We start from the raw sequence: 15,637 nt of genomic DNA, 5'->3' as shown, positions 1-15,637 counted from the left end.
GGGCGTCACGCGCGACGGGGACGGAAGGCACCCGGAACCCCGGATGGCGGGAAGGGTCAGACATCCCTGGAGGTTGGATGTCAAGCGGCGAGGTCGTGGTCGTGGTGTGACCAGGCGGTTGCTTGGTCGTAGATGCTGCCGGTTTTGAGGCAGCCGTGGAGGATGCCGACGAGGCGGTTGCCGACCTGGCGGAGGGCGGCGTTGTGGCTGATGTCGCGGGCTTTGAGCTGGTCGTAGTAGGCGCGGACGTGCGGGTCGTGGAGGATCGCGCACGAGGCTTGATTGTGGAGGGCGTCGATGAGCCGGTCGTTGTGGACGAACCGGGCCTGGACGGTCTTGGTCTTGCCGGACTGGCGGGTGATCGGGGAGGTGCCGGCGTAGTTCTTGCGTGCCTTCGCCGAGGCGTAGCGGCCGGGGGCGTCTCCGAACTCGGCGAGCACCCGGGCGCCGAGGATCACACCCAGTCCCGGCTGGGAGAGGATGATCTCAGCGTCCGGGTGTCGGCCAAAATGGGCCTCGACCTCGCCTTGGAGGGTCTTGATCTCGCTGTTGAGGACGGTGATGATCGCGACCAGTGACTTCACCGTGGCCGCGTAGGCGGTCGTGACCAACGGCGCTTGCCCGAGGTGCTCAGCGCGCAGGACGTCCTGGATCGCTGCGGCTTTGTCCGGGATGCCGCGGCGGCCCTTCAGACAGGCCGTGATCTGAGAGATCGTCAGCTTCGCCGCGGCCTCGGGCGTGGGCGCCTTGACCAGCAGCCTCAGCACCGCGTCGCTGGTGAGGTCCAGGGACTTGTAGGCGGCCAGGGCGGCGGGGAAGTACTCCCGCAACGCCACCCGAAGGCGGAGCATGTGGCGGGTCCGTTCCCAGATCAGTGTCTGATGCGCCCTGGTGACGACCTTGACCGCCTCGGCGATCCCGGAGTCCCCGGCGACCTCGCGCAACTGGTGGCGGCGGGTGCGGATCATGTCGGCCAGGGCGTGGGCGCCACCCTTGTCGCTCTTGGCCCCCGAGCTGCCGAGGATCTCCCGGTGCCGGGCCGCCTGCTTGGGGTCGACGCCGAACACCCGGTACCCGGCCGCGACCAGCGCCCGCACCCACGGCCCCCGATCGACCTCGATACACACCAGCACCTCCGACGCCTCAGCGTCGTCAGCGACGAACCGACCGAGGAGGTCGTGGAACCGGGCGATCCCGGCCATCCCCTCGGCCAGCCGAGCCCGCTTCAACACCCGGCCCGTCTCGTCCTGGGCCTCGATGTCGTGGTGGTCCTCAGCCCAGTCATCCCCGACCAACAGCACCCAGACCTCCAACATCGACAACGGGACACAGCAGCCCGCAGGAGCGCGTCGGCGACCTAATGGACCAGTGCTCACCCCAACGTTCGGGGGGCACGACATCCCATCAGCGATCAACAGCCCCTGACCACCGGTGAGGGCACGCTCTGACCCCAGGACTCGAAGTCCAGGTGGCGGAAGTGCTCACTCACCAGCGGCTACCAGGCACCGAGTCTGCCTGAACGGCAACCCCGGCACTTCCCATTAGGTGGGGGTGGCCAGGGCCAGGGGGAGGGTCGAGTGGGCACCGGCCTCCTTCAGGAGGCGGGTGGCGACGGTCATCGTCCAGCCGGTCTCGATGCGGTCGTCGACCAGGAGGATGTGGCCGGGGTTGTCGGAGAGGGCTTCGGCCAGGCCTTGCGGGACGGCCAGGGCGTTCCAGACGGAGGCGAGGCGCTGGGCGCTGTTGTGGCGGCGCGGGACGGGGTCGCCGACGGGGGTCAGCTCGCCCAGGTAGGGCAGGCGCCCGATCTCGGCGATGCGCCGCCCGAACGTCGTGACCAGGCGGGGGCGGGAGCGGGAGCCGATCGTGACGACGCCGGTGGGGCGGGTCGGCCAGTCCCAGGCGGCGAGGACCTTCACGACGGCGTCGACCAGGTCGGCGGGGACGTCGGTGTCGCCCGCGGCGAACAGCTCGCGCAGGCGGTTGCCCCAGCCGATGTCGGTGAGGCGGCCGAGGGCCCGGCCCGTCTCGGCCTGGAGCTCGGACTTGATGCGGCCGGAGACGCCGAGGTCGCCCTTCACGCCCGTGGGCCACATGCGGCGGGGGGCGATGTCGACGCCGGGGCGGTGCAGGCGGTCGCGCGCCTGGGTCGTGCTCTCCTGCGTGACGTCGGTGGGCCAGTGGCGGCCGGTGCAGTTGTCGCACCTGCCGCAGGGGGCGGCGGCGGGGTCGTCGAGCTGGCGGCGCAGGAACTCCTCGCGGCAGCCCTGGGTCGCGATGTAGTCGAGCATCGCCTGCTGCTCGCGGCGGCGCTCGGCGGTGACGCGCTCGTAGCGCTCGCGGTCGTAGGACCAGGGTTCGCCCGTGGACGTCCAGCCGCCCTTGACGCGGCGGGCCGCGCCGTCCACGTCGAGGACCTTGAGCATCATCTCCAGGCGGGCCCTGTTGAGGTCGACCATCGGCTCCAGGGCCGTGGTGGAGAGCGGGCGGTCGGCCATGTCGAGGACGTCGAGCGTGCTGCGGACGACGTGCTCCGGAGGGAACGCCAGGCTCGCGAAGTAGGCCCAGATGTCGCGGTCCTCGCGGCCGGGCAGCAGGATCACCTCGGCGCGGTCGACGCCGCGGCCGGCCCGCCCGATCTGCTGGTAGTAGGCCACCGGCGACTGCGGGGCGCCCACGTGGACGATGAAGCCGAGGTCGGGCTTGTCGAAGCCCATGCCGAGGGCGCTGGTGGCGACGAGGGCCTTGAGCTTGTTGTCGTGGAGGTCGCGCTCGGCCTGGAGGCGCTCGGCCTGCTCGGTCTGGCCGGAGTAGGCGGCCACCTCGTACCCGCGGTCGCGGAGCCAGCCGGTGATCTCGTGGGCCGCCGCGACGGTGAGGGTGTAGATGATGCCGGAGCCCGGGAGGTCGCCGAGGTGCTCGCCCAGCCAGGCGATGCGCTGCTCGGCGGAGGGGACGTTCACCACGGCGAGGTGCAGCGAGTCGCGTTCGAGGGGGCCGCGCAGGACCAGGGCGTCGTCACCGGCGAGCTGCTCGGCGACGTCGCCCGTGACGCGGGCGTTGGCGGTCGCGGTGGTGGCGAGCACCGGGATGCCGGGCGGCAGCTCGGCCAGCAGGGTGCGCAGCCGCCGGTAGTCGGGGCGGAAGTCGTGGCCCCAGTCGGAGATGCAGTGCGCCTCGTCGACCACGACCAGCCCCGCCCCCGCGGCGAGCTTGGGCAGCACGAGATCGCGGAAGTCGGGGTTGTTGAGCCGCTCGGGGCTCACCAGCAGGACGTCGACCTCGCCCTCCTCGACCTCGGCGAAGACCTGGTCCCAGTCGCCGGTGTTGGAGGAGTTGATCGTGCGGGCGCGGATGCCCGCCCGCTCGGCGGCCTCGATCTGGTTGCGCATCAGCGCCAGCAGCGGCGAGACGATCACGGTCGGGCCGGCGCCGCGCTCGCGCAGCAGGCGGGTCGCCACGAAGTAGACGGCGGACTTGCCCCAGCCCGTCCGCTGGACGACGAGGGCGCGCCGCCGCTCGACGACCAGCGCGCTGATCGCCGTCCACTGGTCGTCGCGCAGGCGCGCGTGGTCACCGGCGAGGGCGCGCAGGCACCGCTCGGCCTCGTCCCGCAGGCCGTCCGAAGAGCTCATGCGTCCTTGGTACCAGTGCCGCGGACGGGCCCGCACCACAATCGCGGCCTGTGGACAAAGGTGGGACGCAGCCCACGATTGGGGACGCCGCGCAGGTGGGTAGCCTGCCAGTCAAGATCAGTTCATGGGCGGGAAGGGACATCGGGGGTTAATGGGCGCGTCTGATCGCTTGCGGCGGACATGGCAGGTCCTGATGGACACGGTGCCCCCCGAACCGCCGGAGGACGAGCCGAGCGAGATCGTCGACGCGCGCGTCATAGACCTCGTACTGCGGGTGGGCGAACTCCTCCTGGCCAGCGGCGAGACCACGGAGCGCGTGAACGAGGCGATGCTCGGCCTGGCCGTGGCCTACGAACTCCCCCGCTGCGAGGTGCAGGTCACGCTGACGAGCATCCTCGTCTCGGCGCACCCCGGAGGGGGCGCGGCGCCGATGACCGGGACGCGCGCCATCCGGCGCCGGACCCCGGCCTACTGGCGGCTCACCGCGCTGCACAAGCTCGTCCAGGACGCGTCCATCGGCATGCTCGAACTGGAGGAGGCCCACAGGCGGCTCGCGGAGATCAAGAGGGGCCGGCCCCCGTATCCTGCCTGGCTGCTGGTGGTGTCGTTCGGGCTCATCGCCGCGTCGGGCAGCGTGCTGTCCGGTGGCGGGCCGCTGGTGGCGACCACGGCGTTCGTCGCGACGATGCTGGGCGACCGCACGGCCGCCGCGCTGGCCCGCCGCGGAGTCGCGGAGTTCTTCCAGCTGTCGGTGGCCGCCGCGATCGGCGCGGCGGCGGCCGTGGTCGTGGTCGCGCTGGGCAACCCGGGCCAGGCCGCCGCGGTCGTCACCGGCTCGATCCTGGCGCTGCTCCCGGGACGCCCGCTGGTGGCGAGCATCGAGGACGGCATCACCGGCGACCTGGTCAGTGCCGGAGCGCGGATGCTGGAGGTCTTCTTCATGATCGCGGCGATCGTCGCCGGGCTGGGCGCCGTGGTCTACATCGGGGTGAAGGTGGGCGTGCCGATCGACGTCAGCCACCTGCCCACCCCCGCGGCGACCCTGGAGCCCGTCGCCGTCATGGCCGCCGCCGCCATCTCCCTGACGTTCGCGGTGTCCCTCGCCGCCCCCCGCGACGTGCTGACCACCGTCGCCCTGGGCGGCGCGATGATCTGGGTGCTGTACGTCCTGGCCCGCGGATGGCACGTTCCACCCGTCCTGGCGGCGGCCGTCGCCGCCACCCTCGTCGGGACCATGGCGAGCTGGCTCGCCCGCAGGCACCGTGCGCCCGTCATGCCGTTCGTGGTCCCGGCCATCGGCCCGCTGCTGCCGGGGACGGCCCTGTACCGGGGCATGGTCGAGCTCAACACCGGTTCGCCGCAGGCGGGCGTGCTGAGCCTGATCGGAGCGGTGTCGGTGGCGCTCGCGCTCGGCGCCGGGGTGAACCTCGGCGGCGAACTCGTCCGGGCGTTCCAGCACGTCGGCCTGAGCGCCTCGGGCCGCTGGGCGCGCCCGGCGGCCCGCCGCACCCGCGGCTTCTGACGCCGGGAGCGGCCGGGCGGTTCTGTCGGTGGCGGGCGCTACGTTCGCGGCATGTACCGACAGGGAGACGTCCTGATCCTGCCCGTGCCAGAGGAATCGGTTCCGCGGGCCGTCCGCGAGACGCCGCCGTCCCCGCGCGACGGCCGGGGCCGCATGGTGCTCGCGCTCGGCGAGGCCACCGGGCACGCGCACGCCCTGGCCGCGCCCGGCTCGCTGCTGCGCACCCCCGACCCGCTCGCGCCCGACCACCTGCACCTGCCGTCCGGCGGGCGGCTGGTGCACGAGGAGCACGCGGCGATCACGCTGCCCAAGGGCTGGTACCGGGTGATCCGCCAGCGCGAGTACGTGCCCGGCGCCGTCCGCGTCGTGGCCGACTGAGGGGGCGGCGATGCTCACCGGAACGGTACGCGAGACCCACTTCGTGGTCGGCGACTGGCAGGCCGCGGCGTTCGCCACCGGCCCCGCCGACCGCGCCCGCGCCGAGGCGGGCGTGGCCGCCGCCTACGCCTCCGCCGGGCTGGCGGCCCCCGAGCGGTACCTGTGGGTGCCCTCCCCAGCGCGAGGCGCCGTCGCGGCGGCCGTCATCGCCGGGCACGGCGAGGCCCTGGAGAAGGCCGGGCTCGGCGACCTGGTGCGGCAGGCCCGCGACGACCTCGGCACCGGTGCGGCGGGGCGGGGCGTCCTGACCGAGGTGCGCACCCGCCCGTGGGAGGCCGAGCGTGCGGCGGCCTGCTCCGAACAGGGGCCGGAGCAGTGGCCGCGCACGTGGGCCGAGACGGGCGGCCTGCTGTGGGGCCAGGTGCAGGCGCTGGTGACGCGGGTGCGCGGGGCGGTCGGCGAGCAGGCCCACCGCAGGACGATCACGGCGGGGGACGAGCGGTCCACCCCGGAGGAGGACGCCGCCGAGTCGCTGCTGCGGGCGGCGACGCTCGACGCCGTCCTGGGCCAGCACGACGCGCCCTGGCTGGCCTCGTTCGAGGCGCTCGGAAGGATCGACGGCCCCCTTGCCGGGCTGGCCGAGGTGGCCCGCTCGGCCGGCTGGTGGTGGCCCTACGAGCGGCTGGTGATCCTCTCCGAACGCCCCGGCGAGTTGCATCGCGACGAGCCCGGGCGGCTGCACCGCGGCGACGGCCCCGCCCTCGCCTACCCTGACGGGTTCGCCCTCCACGCCTGGCGCGGCATGCCGATCCCGCCCGGTTTCGTGGAGTCGCTCACCGACCTGACGCCCGACCGCATCTCCTCCGAGCAGAACGCCGAGCTGCGCCGCGTGATGCTGGAGATCTTCGGATACGACCGGTACCTGGCCGAGACCGGCGCGCGCCCGCTGCACCGCGACGAGACGGGCGTCCTGTGGTCGATCGACCTGCCGGGCGACGAACCGGTCGTCATGGTGGAGGTGGTGAACTCCACTCCCGAACCCGACGGCACGCACCGCACCTACTACCTGCGCGTCCCGCCCGACACCCGCACGGCACGCGCGGGCGTCGCATGGACGTTCGGCGTAGACGAGGCCGACTACCACCCCGAGAAGCAGACCTGACCCAAGGAGAGCCGTCCCGCCCAGAGCACGCCGCCCCCGCTGATTAGGGCCGCGCCCCCTCACCGGGCCCGCGCTCCCCGATCAAGCCGCGCCCCGCGATCGGGGGCGTGCTTCCTGGCCGGGCCGTGCTTCCCATCAGGCCGCCCCCGCGATCGGGGTTGTGGTCTCTGGTCGGGACGTGCTGCCCGACCAGGCCACGTCCCCGATCAAGCCGCGGCCCGGGGGCGGGGGTGTGGTCTCTGAGCGGGGGCTTGCTCGATCAGGGGGGCGCTCTCGGTCTTGGTCACCGGGTCTCGTCGTCCAGCAGGGCGGAGAGTGTCTTTTGCAGGCGGGCGGTGCGGCCGGCCGGGGTTCGGGCCTTGAGGAGCGGAAGGATCATGAGGTAGCGGGCGGTCCTGTCGAGCGCCTCGAAGCGGGCGGCGGCGCGCGGGCTGGCCGCGAGCGCGGCTTCCAGGTCGGGAGGGACGGTGGCGTCGTGCTGGGGCGCGTAGGCGGCGGCCCAGCGCCCGTCGGCCTGGGCGGCGGCGACCTCGGCCAGGCCGGGCGGCCGCATCCGCCCGGCGGCGGTCAGCGCCTCCACGCGCTCGACGTTCTTCCGCGACCAGGAGCCGCCCTTGCGGCGACGCGAGTACCGCTGGAGGTAGAAGCGCTCGTCACAGGACCTGCGGTGGCTGTCGATCCAGCCGTAGCACAGCGCGATCTCCAGGGCCTCCGTGATGGTGACGGAGCCGACTCCGGACCCCTTCTTGGCGATCTTCAGCCGGGCGCCGTCCCCGCTCTCGTGGTGCTCGGCCAGCCATGCCTCCCACTCGGCGGCGTTCGCGAAGTGCATCATCGGTCCACGACCTCCAGGTGCTCGGTGTGGCGGCGGGCGGCGGCGTCGGCGGAGGGGCTGACGGCGGAGAGGCCTCGCGGCATCGGATGGTTCCCTTCTCGGTGAGCGACGACTCCCATGCTTCCCGGTAAAGTGCTCATCTTCTGAGCACTTTGTTTGGGAACCTGATGCCATGCGCGCTGACCGCCTCGTCGCCGTCCTGATGCTGATGCAGGTCCGCGGCCGAGTGACCGCCGCCGAGGTGGCGGCCGAGCTCCAGGTGTCGGTGGCCACCGCCCGCCGTGACCTGGAGGCGCTCGCGTCGGCGGGCGTCCCTGTCTATCCGCAGCCGGGCCGCGGGGGCGGCTGGCAGCTGGTCGGCGGCGCCCGCACCGACCTCAGCGGTCTGACGGCGGCCGAGGCGCGGGCCCTGTTCCTGCTCGCCGGTCCCGCCGCCGCATCGCCCGAGGCCAGGGCGGCGCTGCGCAAGCTCATGGGGGCCCTGCCGCGGACCTTCCGCACCGACGCCGAGGCCGCGATGGACGCGACGATCGTGGACCCCGTCCGGTGGGGCGAGCGGGACCGCCAGCGGCCGGCGGTGGTCGACCTGCTGCAGACGGCCGTGATCCGCCGCCGCAGGGTCCGCCTGACCTACGCCGGCCGCACCCGGGAAGCGACGGAGCGGCTGGTCGATCCGTGGGGCCTGATCGACAAGGACGACGTCTGGTATCTGCTGGCGGAGACCGAGCGGGGACGGCGGACCTTCCGCGTCGACCGGATCATCCGGGCCGAGCCGACCGACCTTCCCGCCGGACGCCCCGACGACTTCACCCTCGCCACCGCCTGGCAGGAGGTCGTCGACGAGATCGAAGGGCGACGCTCGCGCACGTGGGCGACGGTGCTCGTCGAGGAGCGGTTCGTGCCGGTCCTGCGCGACCAGTTCGGGCGGCACTGCCACACCGACGGCGCGGCCGGCGACGGGCGGGTCCGGGTCCGCCTCGCCGCCCCGACCCCGCTGGACATCGCCCGCCACCTGGCCGGCTGGGGCGCCCTGCTCGACGTCATCGAGCCGCGGAGCGTCCAGCGCGAACTGGCCCGCATCGGCGGCGAACTCGCCGGCCGCTACACCGGCGACACAGATGGCCAGAGCGGGACGGGGCCGGAGTGAGAGCGGTCAGGGCTGGTCCAGCAGGGCGGGGATCCGTTCCAGGACGCCTCCCGCGAACGTGTCGTAGAGGCCGAGCGGTTCCAGGTGGACGTAGCCGATGTGGCAGTCGCACGTGTCGAGGGGGCAAGCGCGCGGCGCCAGGGCGTCCCGGAACGAACCGTCGTAGAGGTTGCCCAGCACGGACGGGACGAAGTGGCAGCGGCGGACGGTTCCGTCGCCGTCCACCGACACGACCGTGTCGCCCGTCCGGCAGGGGCGGCCGCGGCTCGCGTGCGGGTGGCGGCTCAGGGGGAACAGCGGGTCGAGGTCGGTCCAGGAGGCCGCCTCGGCGTCGTCGTAGACGCGCCCCTCGGCGGCGTTGACCCACAGATAGGTACCGCCGGGCAGGTCCGCGCGGAGGCGGCGGGCCGCTTCGAGGTGCTCCGGCTGGCCCACGATCCCGACGCTGAAGCGGACCCCGCGCGAGGCGAGGTCCAGGCATTTGCCGAGGAACCGGTCGTAGGGCACCTGTCCGGGGTGGTAGGTCGCCCACAGGGCCAGCCGGGTGAGGTCGGCCTCGGCCGTCCACGAGACGCGGTGGCTGAGGTTGGTCTGGATCGCGACCCGCTCCACGTGCGGGAGGTGGCTGAGCTCGGTCAGGGCGCGCCGGTACCAGGAGCGCACCAGCCCTTCGCCCCAGGGGGTGAAGAGGACCGACACGCGGTGGCCGCAGTGGGTCGCCCACTCGGTGAAGCGTTCCAGCGCGGCGCGGTCGGCGCGGAGCTGCTCCGGGGTGTCGCGGCGCTTGGCGAACGGGCAGTACGGGCAGTCGTAGTCGCAGCTGGCGAGCGGCCCCCGGTAGAGGACGGTCAGATGGTCCATCACCGTGCCTCGTAGGAGTCCATGAGGGCTCGCACTTGCGACGAGAACAGCGCCGGGCCGATGGCGTCGGAGTGGGCGAGCCCTTCGGGGGTCAGCCGGAAGGTGTCCTTCGAGGCCTCCAGCCATCCGCGGTCGGCGAACGACTTCAGGTCGGCGGGGAAGTCGTCCACTGGGTCGCTCCCGAAGCGCGCGCGGTACGTGCCCAGGTCGACGCCGTCCGCTTGCAGGAGGGACTGGACGAGATGGCGCCTGCGGCGTTCGTCGCCGTCCAGCTCGAAGCCGACGCGGGCGGTGCCGAAGTCGGGCTCGCGCACGTAGTCGTCGATGATGGAGCGCACCTGCCCGGCTCCGACCGCGTACTCGAACGAGTAGTGGAGGCGGGAGGTGTAGGAGCGCGCCCCGCAGCCGAGGCCGACCATGCCGTCGGTCTGGCAGCAGTACTCCGTGCCGCCCGCGCCTGTCGATGGCAGGCGGAACATCCGCATCGACACCTGCTCGTACCCTTCGCCGAGCAGGTGGTCGCGGCCGATCCTGTAGAGGGTGAGGCGCTGGTCGTCCCAGTCCTGGGCGCGGCGCCCGAGGCCGGTCAGCGGGCGGACGTAGAGCGGGTACAGGTAGACCTCCTCCGGACGCCACGCGAGTGCGGCGTCCAAGGAGTGCGTCCACGTCGCGGGGGTCTGGCCGTCGATGCCGTAGATGAGGTCGATGTTGAGGATCGGGAACCCCACCGCGCGGATGCGGTCCAGCGCGGCCTCCACTTCGGCGCGCTTCTGAGGGCGGACGGCCGCGCGGGCCTCCTCGTCCAGGAAGCTCTGCACGCCGATGGAGACGCGGGTGGTTCCGCGTTCGGCGAGGACGGTCAACCGGTCGGTGGTGGCGGTCGCCGGGGACGTCTCCACGCCCAGCGGGACCGACCCGAAGCCGGGGAACCGTCCGGCGATGTCGCAGAGCCGCTCCAGCTCGGACGCCGTGAAGTAGGTCGGCGTCCCTCCGCCGAACGCCGCGGTGGCGAAGGCGGGGCCGTCCAGGGCGTCCAGGACGGCGGTGGCCTGCCGGTCGAGCGCGTCCAGGTAGGCCGCGGTCAGCTCCTCCGGCGCGCCGGTGCGGGTGAAGAGGTTGCAGAAGCCGCACCGCATCTCGCAGAAGGGCACGTGCAGGTACAGGAAGAGCGCGTCCAGCGGCTCGTCCGCCCAAACGCCCCGCAGCGGGGGCGCGGGGCTCAGCGGACGGTAGGCGGTCTTGTGCGGATAGGCGTACACGTACGCCTGGTAAGGGTTCCCGGTGGTCGGGTTTTCGGTGGTCGGGTTCACAGTGGTCGGGTTCACAGTGGTCGGGTTCACGGCAGAACGAACTCCCCGTACGGAACGGTCCAGACGACCTCGTGGCCGATGCGGTGGCCCGAGTGGCCGTCCTCGCCGTACGCCGTTCCGTGGTCGGAGCAGACGATGACGAAGCACGGCCGGCGCATCAGGCCGAACAACCTGCCGATGTGGGCGTCCACGTGCCGGAGCGCGGCGGCGTGGCTCGCCCGCGTGTCCCCGTCCGCGGGCGTGGCGCCGTCCTTGTAGAACCAGTTGGGCTGGTGCAGGGACGCGACGTTCAGCAGCAGGAACAGGCGGCGTTCGGCGGGCAGCCGGGCCATGACCTCGGCGATCCGGTCGATCTGGTTGGGCAGGGACTCCGGGTCGGTCACGCCGAACCCGCGCTCCCAGTGGCTCTCGGCGAAGAGCGACGGCAGCGCCGACCCGAGCGGCGTCAGCTTGTTGAAGAAGCCGACGCCGCCCACGCAGACCGTGTGGTAGCCCGCGGCGGCGAGGCCCGCCGGAAGGTCGGCGGCGTCGAACGTCCACGTGCCGGCGGCGGTGGTCTCGCTGCCGGGGAAGGCCCCGGCGAACAGGCGTGGATGCGGGCCGGGCGCCGCGGGCGTGGGCAGGTATCCGGCCAGCATCGCGGCGTGCGCGGCGTAGGTGAAACTGCCGGGCGTGTGGCGGCGTTCCCAGCGGCCTCCCGGGAGCAGCTCGGCGAGGGTAGGGGTCTCCCCCGCCGCGGCCAGTTCGGCGGCCACGTCGTACCGGAGCGTGTCGAGGGTCACCAGCAGCACGTCGTGGCTGCCGATGACCTCGTTCATGTCGTGCATGCGCTCAGCATGGCCCGGACCTGGGCGGCGTAGGTGTCCAGGCCCTCGGCGGAACTCCCGGGGAGCCCGGTCAGCCCCGGCAGCAGGTCGCCGAAGGCGTTCACCTCGCAGACCGCGAACCGCTTCAACCCGAATCCCACGAGCAGGTCGACGCCGACCATGGGGCTGCCCGGGAAGCAGGCGGCGGCCCGCGCACACACGTCCATGGCCCGTCTCCAGCCGTCGTCCCCAAGCGCGCGCTGCACCGCCCCCAGGTCTCCCCTGGCACCGCCCAGGTGCAGGTTCGTCATCGGGGTCCGGCTGGTCCGGACGACCGCGTGCGTGGGTTCGCCGCCGATGACGACGACGCGCAGGTCGAACACGCGCCCGCCGAGCGCCGCCTTGGGCAGCCATCGCTCCACGTGCAGGCCGTCCGGGGCGAGCCGGTCGATCAGCGCCGCGACCTCCTCCTCCGTCTCGTACGAGCGGACGCGCAGCGAGTTGACCAGCCGGTCGCCGTCCAGGGCCGCCGACGTCACGGCGCGCACGCGGCCCGGTGCGGTCTGGAGAGCGACCACCCCGGAGGCGGACGAGCCGTGCGCCGGCTTCACGAACACGCGCCGCTCGCCCGCCTCCTCCATCCTCGAACGGAGCGCCGCGTACCCGTCGACCTCAGGCAGGGCGGGCGGGACGGGTACTCCCGCGCGGAGCAGGCGGGCATGGGTGAACCGCTTGTCGAACATGACCGCGATCTCCTCGACGTCCCCGAGGAGACGGGCGCCGGACGCCGAGGCCGCCGCCGACACCCGCCGCAGCGCCGCCGTGAACGTCCGGTGCCAGCGCGCGCCGCCGCCCACGCGCGCGGGCGCGCCGGGGCCGCGCAGCAGCGCGTCGGCCTCGGGGTCCTCTCCGGGCGAGTCGACGCGGACCGTCTCGCCCGCCTCGAAGGAGAGCGGGGCCCCGCGCAGCACACCGGTCCAGGGGACGAGCCGCGGCTCGGGCAGCCCGGCGGACCGGCACGCCGCGGCGAGCAGCGCGGGACGCCGGTCGCCGGGCGTGCCGACCACCGCGAGCGTCACCGCGCCATCCTCTTCACCGCGCCACCGCCGTCACTCCGCCACCGCGACGTAGTTGTCGCTGTGGGTCCACTGCTCGCCCACCCAGGACGCCTCTCCGAGCGCGTCCTCCAGATCGACCTCGACGCCGGGCAGCGCCGCCTCGATCCGCTCCGCCATCGGCTCGCTCAGGTACGCGTGGTGCAGATCGAGGCCGCGCAGGTGGGTGAGGGGCTGCCCGGACAGCAGCGCCTCCGCCCCCCGGTCGGACAGCATCCCCATGGCCAGGCTGAGCGACTCCAGCCGGGCGACGACCGGGGCGCTCGCCAGGGCCTCGGCGAGCTCGTCCTGGAAAGGGCCGTTCTCCAGGCCGAGGTGCTTCAGCGACGGGAGCCGCTCGCCGGTGAGGATGGGCGCGAAGTCCTCGGCCGAGGACGTCCCGCCGTGCATGTCCGAGCCGATCCAGAGGTCCAGGTGCTCCAGGGCGGGCAGCGCACTGCCCGCGACCGCGCGCACGACCTCCGCCGGCAGCCCGCCCGACTCGATCCGCAGCGCCCTCAGCCGCTCGAGGTGCAACGGCTCGAACCGCAGGTCGTACGCGCCGCGGATCTCGAAGTGCTCCAGCTCCGGGTAGGCGGCGAACAGCGGCGAGATGTCTCCGTGATGGATCCAGGAGATGTGGCATTCCCAGTCGAGGATGTCGCCGAGGAACACCGCCCGCAGTCGCGGGAACCGCTCGGCGTTGTCCACCAGCCACTCGACCGGGGCGAACTCGTCGGTGCCGAACCCCCAGAAGCCGATGACGAGGTGGGTGACCTGGGCGGTGTCGACCTTCTTCAGGAGGAGGTCGAGGTTCTCCGGGACCTCCGCCCCCCACGCGCCGTTCTCGTGGACGTGCTGGTAGACGCCCCAGGCGACCTCGTCCGGCGCAGGCAGCGGGCCGTCCGGCTCGCCGTCGAAGGTGTGGACGGGCAGCCCCGCGAACTCGTCGAGGCGTTCCTGGATCATTCGGACACCGCGATGTAATGCCACTCGCCGTCGGGCTTCTCCTGGTCGTCGAGGTCGACCTCGACGCCGGGCAGCGCCGCCCGCACCCGCTCGACCATCGCGTCCGACAGGAAGTGGTGGTGCAGGTCCAGCTTGCGCAGGTGGGTGAGCGGCTGGCCGGCCAGCAGCGCCTCGGCTCCCTGGTCGGTCAGGATGCCCATCGCGAGGCTGAGCGACTCGAGCCGCGCGACGACCGGCGCGCCGGCGGCCGCCGCCGCGATCTCGTCCTGGATCTCGCTGTCCTCCAGGCCGAGGTGGCGCAGGTTCGGCAGCCGCTCCCCGGACAGGAACGGGGCGAGGTCGGCGACGGTGGTGTCGCCCCCGTAGTTCTCCTCGCCGAGCCACAGGTCGAGGTGCTCCAGGTTGGGCAGGTCGCTCGCCCCGACCGCCCGGACGATCCGCGCCGGGAGCCCGCCCGACTCGAACCGCAGCACCTTCAGCCTCTCGCTCCTGATCGGGTCGAGGACCAGCCCCTGCGCGCCGCGCACATCGAAGCGCTCCAGGTCCGGGAACGCGGCGAACAGGGGCGTGATGTCGGAGTGCTCGATCCAGGAGATCTCCGCCTCCTCGCCGGTGATGTCGCCGAGGAACAGCGACCGCAGGCGCGGGAACGACGCGGCGGCCCCGGTCAGCAGCGCGACCGGGTCGGGGAAGTCGTCGGACTCGTAGGACGCGCCCCAGTAGCCGATGATGAGCGCCGTCACCTCGGTGGTGTCGATCGTCTCCGTGAAGCGCCGGAAGACCGCGTCGAACGGCTCCTCGTCGAAGGAGGTCCCGACGAACCAGGCGGCCTCGCCCGCGGGCGGGAAGTCCGCCCCCGTGACGGGGTCGGCGCCCGCACCGCGGCCGTCGTCCTCTTCCTCGTCGGTGCCGGTGTCCTCGTTGAACGTGGCCACCGGCAGGCCGACGTACTCCTCAAGGTGCTCGTAAATGGCCATGGGGGTCCCCTTCGCATGATCGTCCGGACATGTCCTATCAGGACGAGCGGACAAACCGCGACGATTTGCGGCGTTCGGGGACCGGACGGGGATCAGGAGGCGATCAGCACCGACCCCTTGTACTTGTCCTCGACGTACTTCTTCACCTCGGGGCCCTGGAGCAGCTGGACGAGCTTCTTCACGCGGGGGTCGTCCTTGTCCTCCGGCAGCGTGACGATGCCGTTGGCGTAGGGGTTGCCCTCCGCCTTCTCCGCGGCGAGCGCGTCCCTGTTCGGAGCGAGGCCGGCCTCGATGGCGTAGTTGCCGTTGATCACCGAGAGGTCGACGTCCTCGAGCGAGCGGGGCAGCTGCGCGGCCTTGAGCGGCTTGAACTTCAGGCCCCTGGGGTTGCTCGCGACGTCCCGCTCGGTGGCGCTCGCCGGGGCGCCCGGCTTCAGCGTGATCAGGCCGTTGTCGGCGAGCAGCTTCAGCGAGCGCCCCTCGTTGGCCGGGTCGTTCGGGACGGCGACGGTCGCGCCCTGCGGGACGGCCTGCAGGCTCTTGACCTTCTTGGAGTACACGCCGAGCGGCTCGAGGTGCACGGGCGCGACGAACGCCAGTTTCGTCCCGGACTTCTTCTCGAACTCCTCCATGAACGGCACGTGCTGGAAGTAGTTCGCCGTGACCTGCTTCTCCTTCAGCGCGGTGTTCGGCTGCTGGTAGTCGCTGAACGTGACGATCTCGAGCCTGAGCCCGGCCTTGCCCGCCAGGTCGTCCTTCACGTACTTGAGGATGTCGCCGTGCGGGACGGGGTTGACCGCGACCTTCAGCGGGGCGTCCGGGTCGTCGGACGCCGACGACGAGCCGCAGGCGGTGAGGCCCGCGAGGAGGGCGACGGAGGCCAGGGCGGTGGTGAACTTGCGGAGCACGGGCAGTGCCTTTCTCTGCGTTTCCAAGGGATC

The 15,637-nt window shown here is 72.8% G+C and carries 14 protein-coding genes; 4 read left to right on the top strand and 10 right to left on the bottom strand.

Going from position 1 to position 15,637, the window contains the following annotated elements; genetic code table 11:
• Positions 1-80 precede the first annotated feature (80 nt).
• Complete coding sequence (locus tag FKD65_RS35875; RefSeq protein WP_141583222.1) at positions 81-1,301, bottom strand: IS110 family transposase; 1,221 nt, start codon at positions 1,299-1,301, stop codon at positions 81-83.
• A 240-nt stretch (positions 1,302-1,541) separates the two neighbouring features.
• Positions 1,542-3,635 (bottom strand): RecQ family ATP-dependent DNA helicase, encoded by a 2,094-nt coding sequence (locus FKD65_RS35870; protein WP_141583220.1) that lies wholly within the window; start codon positions 3,633-3,635, stop codon positions 1,542-1,544.
• A 193-nt stretch (positions 3,636-3,828) separates the two neighbouring features.
• On the opposite strand from FKD65_RS35870, the gene FKD65_RS35865 reads away from it, so the two are divergent.
• Genes FKD65_RS35865 through FKD65_RS35855 form a run of 3 tightly spaced genes read left to right on the top strand, consistent with a single transcriptional unit; the run spans position 3,829 to position 6,697 of the window.
• Positions 3,829-5,157: a threonine/serine exporter ThrE family protein gene (locus FKD65_RS35865; protein ID WP_141583218.1), complete on the top strand. Its 1,329-nt coding sequence runs from the start codon at positions 3,829-3,831 to the stop codon at positions 5,155-5,157.
• 51 nt (positions 5,158-5,208) lie between these two features.
• A complete protein-coding gene (locus tag FKD65_RS35860) occupies positions 5,209-5,535 on the top strand; it encodes a hypothetical protein (protein ID WP_141583215.1) in 327 nt (108 codons plus the stop codon).
• Between the two features lie 10 nt (positions 5,536-5,545).
• The gene (locus FKD65_RS35855; RefSeq protein WP_141583213.1) at positions 5,546-6,697 is read left to right on the top strand and encodes a DUF6745 domain-containing protein; all 1,152 of its coding nucleotides are present in this window, start codon (positions 5,546-5,548) and stop codon (positions 6,695-6,697) included.
• Positions 6,698-6,980: 283 nt separating this feature from the next.
• Here the strand turns inward: FKD65_RS35855 and FKD65_RS35850 are convergent, their stop codons facing one another.
• The gene (locus FKD65_RS35850; protein WP_141583211.1) at positions 6,981-7,532 is read right to left on the bottom strand and encodes a YdeI family protein; all 552 of its coding nucleotides are present in this window, start codon (positions 7,530-7,532) and stop codon (positions 6,981-6,983) included.
• 172 nt (positions 7,533-7,704) lie between these two features.
• On the opposite strand from FKD65_RS35850, the gene FKD65_RS35845 reads away from it, so the two are divergent.
• Complete coding sequence (locus FKD65_RS35845) at positions 7,705-8,679, top strand: YafY family protein (protein ID WP_141583209.1); 975 nt, start codon at positions 7,705-7,707, stop codon at positions 8,677-8,679.
• A 6-nt stretch (positions 8,680-8,685) separates the two neighbouring features.
• Here the strand turns inward: FKD65_RS35845 and FKD65_RS35840 are convergent, their stop codons facing one another.
• The 7 genes from FKD65_RS35840 to FKD65_RS35810 all read right to left on the bottom strand — a co-directional run bounded on the left by FKD65_RS35840 (position 8,686) and on the right by FKD65_RS35810 (position 15,631).
• Positions 8,686-9,540 (bottom strand): STM4011 family radical SAM protein, encoded by an 855-nt coding sequence (locus FKD65_RS35840; protein WP_141583207.1) that lies wholly within the window; start codon positions 9,538-9,540, stop codon positions 8,686-8,688.
• Entirely contained in the window at positions 9,540-10,850 is a 1,311-nt protein-coding gene (locus FKD65_RS35835; RefSeq protein ID WP_205718957.1) for an STM4012 family radical SAM protein, read from the bottom strand. Before FKD65_RS35835 ends, FKD65_RS35840 begins: the two co-directional genes overlap by 1 nt.
• 26 nt (positions 10,851-10,876) lie before the next feature.
• A complete protein-coding gene (locus FKD65_RS35830) occupies positions 10,877-11,677 on the bottom strand; it encodes an STM4013/SEN3800 family hydrolase (RefSeq protein WP_141583205.1) in 801 nt (266 codons plus the stop codon).
• Positions 11,665-12,735, bottom strand: a complete 1,071-nt coding sequence (locus FKD65_RS35825; RefSeq protein ID WP_141583203.1) for an STM4014 family protein — start codon at positions 12,733-12,735, stop codon at positions 11,665-11,667. The genes FKD65_RS35830 and FKD65_RS35825 overlap by 13 nt, the downstream gene beginning before the upstream one ends.
• Before the next feature lie 30 nt (positions 12,736-12,765).
• Positions 12,766-13,719, bottom strand: a complete 954-nt coding sequence (locus FKD65_RS35820) for an STM4015 family protein (protein WP_168221291.1) — start codon at positions 13,717-13,719, stop codon at positions 12,766-12,768.
• Positions 13,716-14,696, bottom strand: coding sequence for an STM4015 family protein (locus FKD65_RS35815; RefSeq protein WP_141583201.1), 981 nt, complete (start codon positions 14,694-14,696; stop codon positions 13,716-13,718). The genes FKD65_RS35820 and FKD65_RS35815 overlap by 4 nt, the downstream gene beginning before the upstream one ends.
• Positions 14,697-14,788: 92 nt before the next feature.
• The gene (locus FKD65_RS35810) at positions 14,789-15,631 is read right to left on the bottom strand and encodes a MetQ/NlpA family ABC transporter substrate-binding protein (RefSeq protein ID WP_240809760.1); all 843 of its coding nucleotides are present in this window, start codon (positions 15,629-15,631) and stop codon (positions 14,789-14,791) included.
• Positions 15,632-15,637 lie beyond the last annotated feature (6 nt).

The organism is Actinomadura sp. WMMA1423, from assembly GCF_006547145.1.
Classification (GTDB): domain Bacteria; phylum Actinomycetota; class Actinomycetes; order Streptosporangiales; family Streptosporangiaceae; genus Spirillospora.
This window is presented reverse-complemented; position numbering and strand designations above follow the sequence as displayed.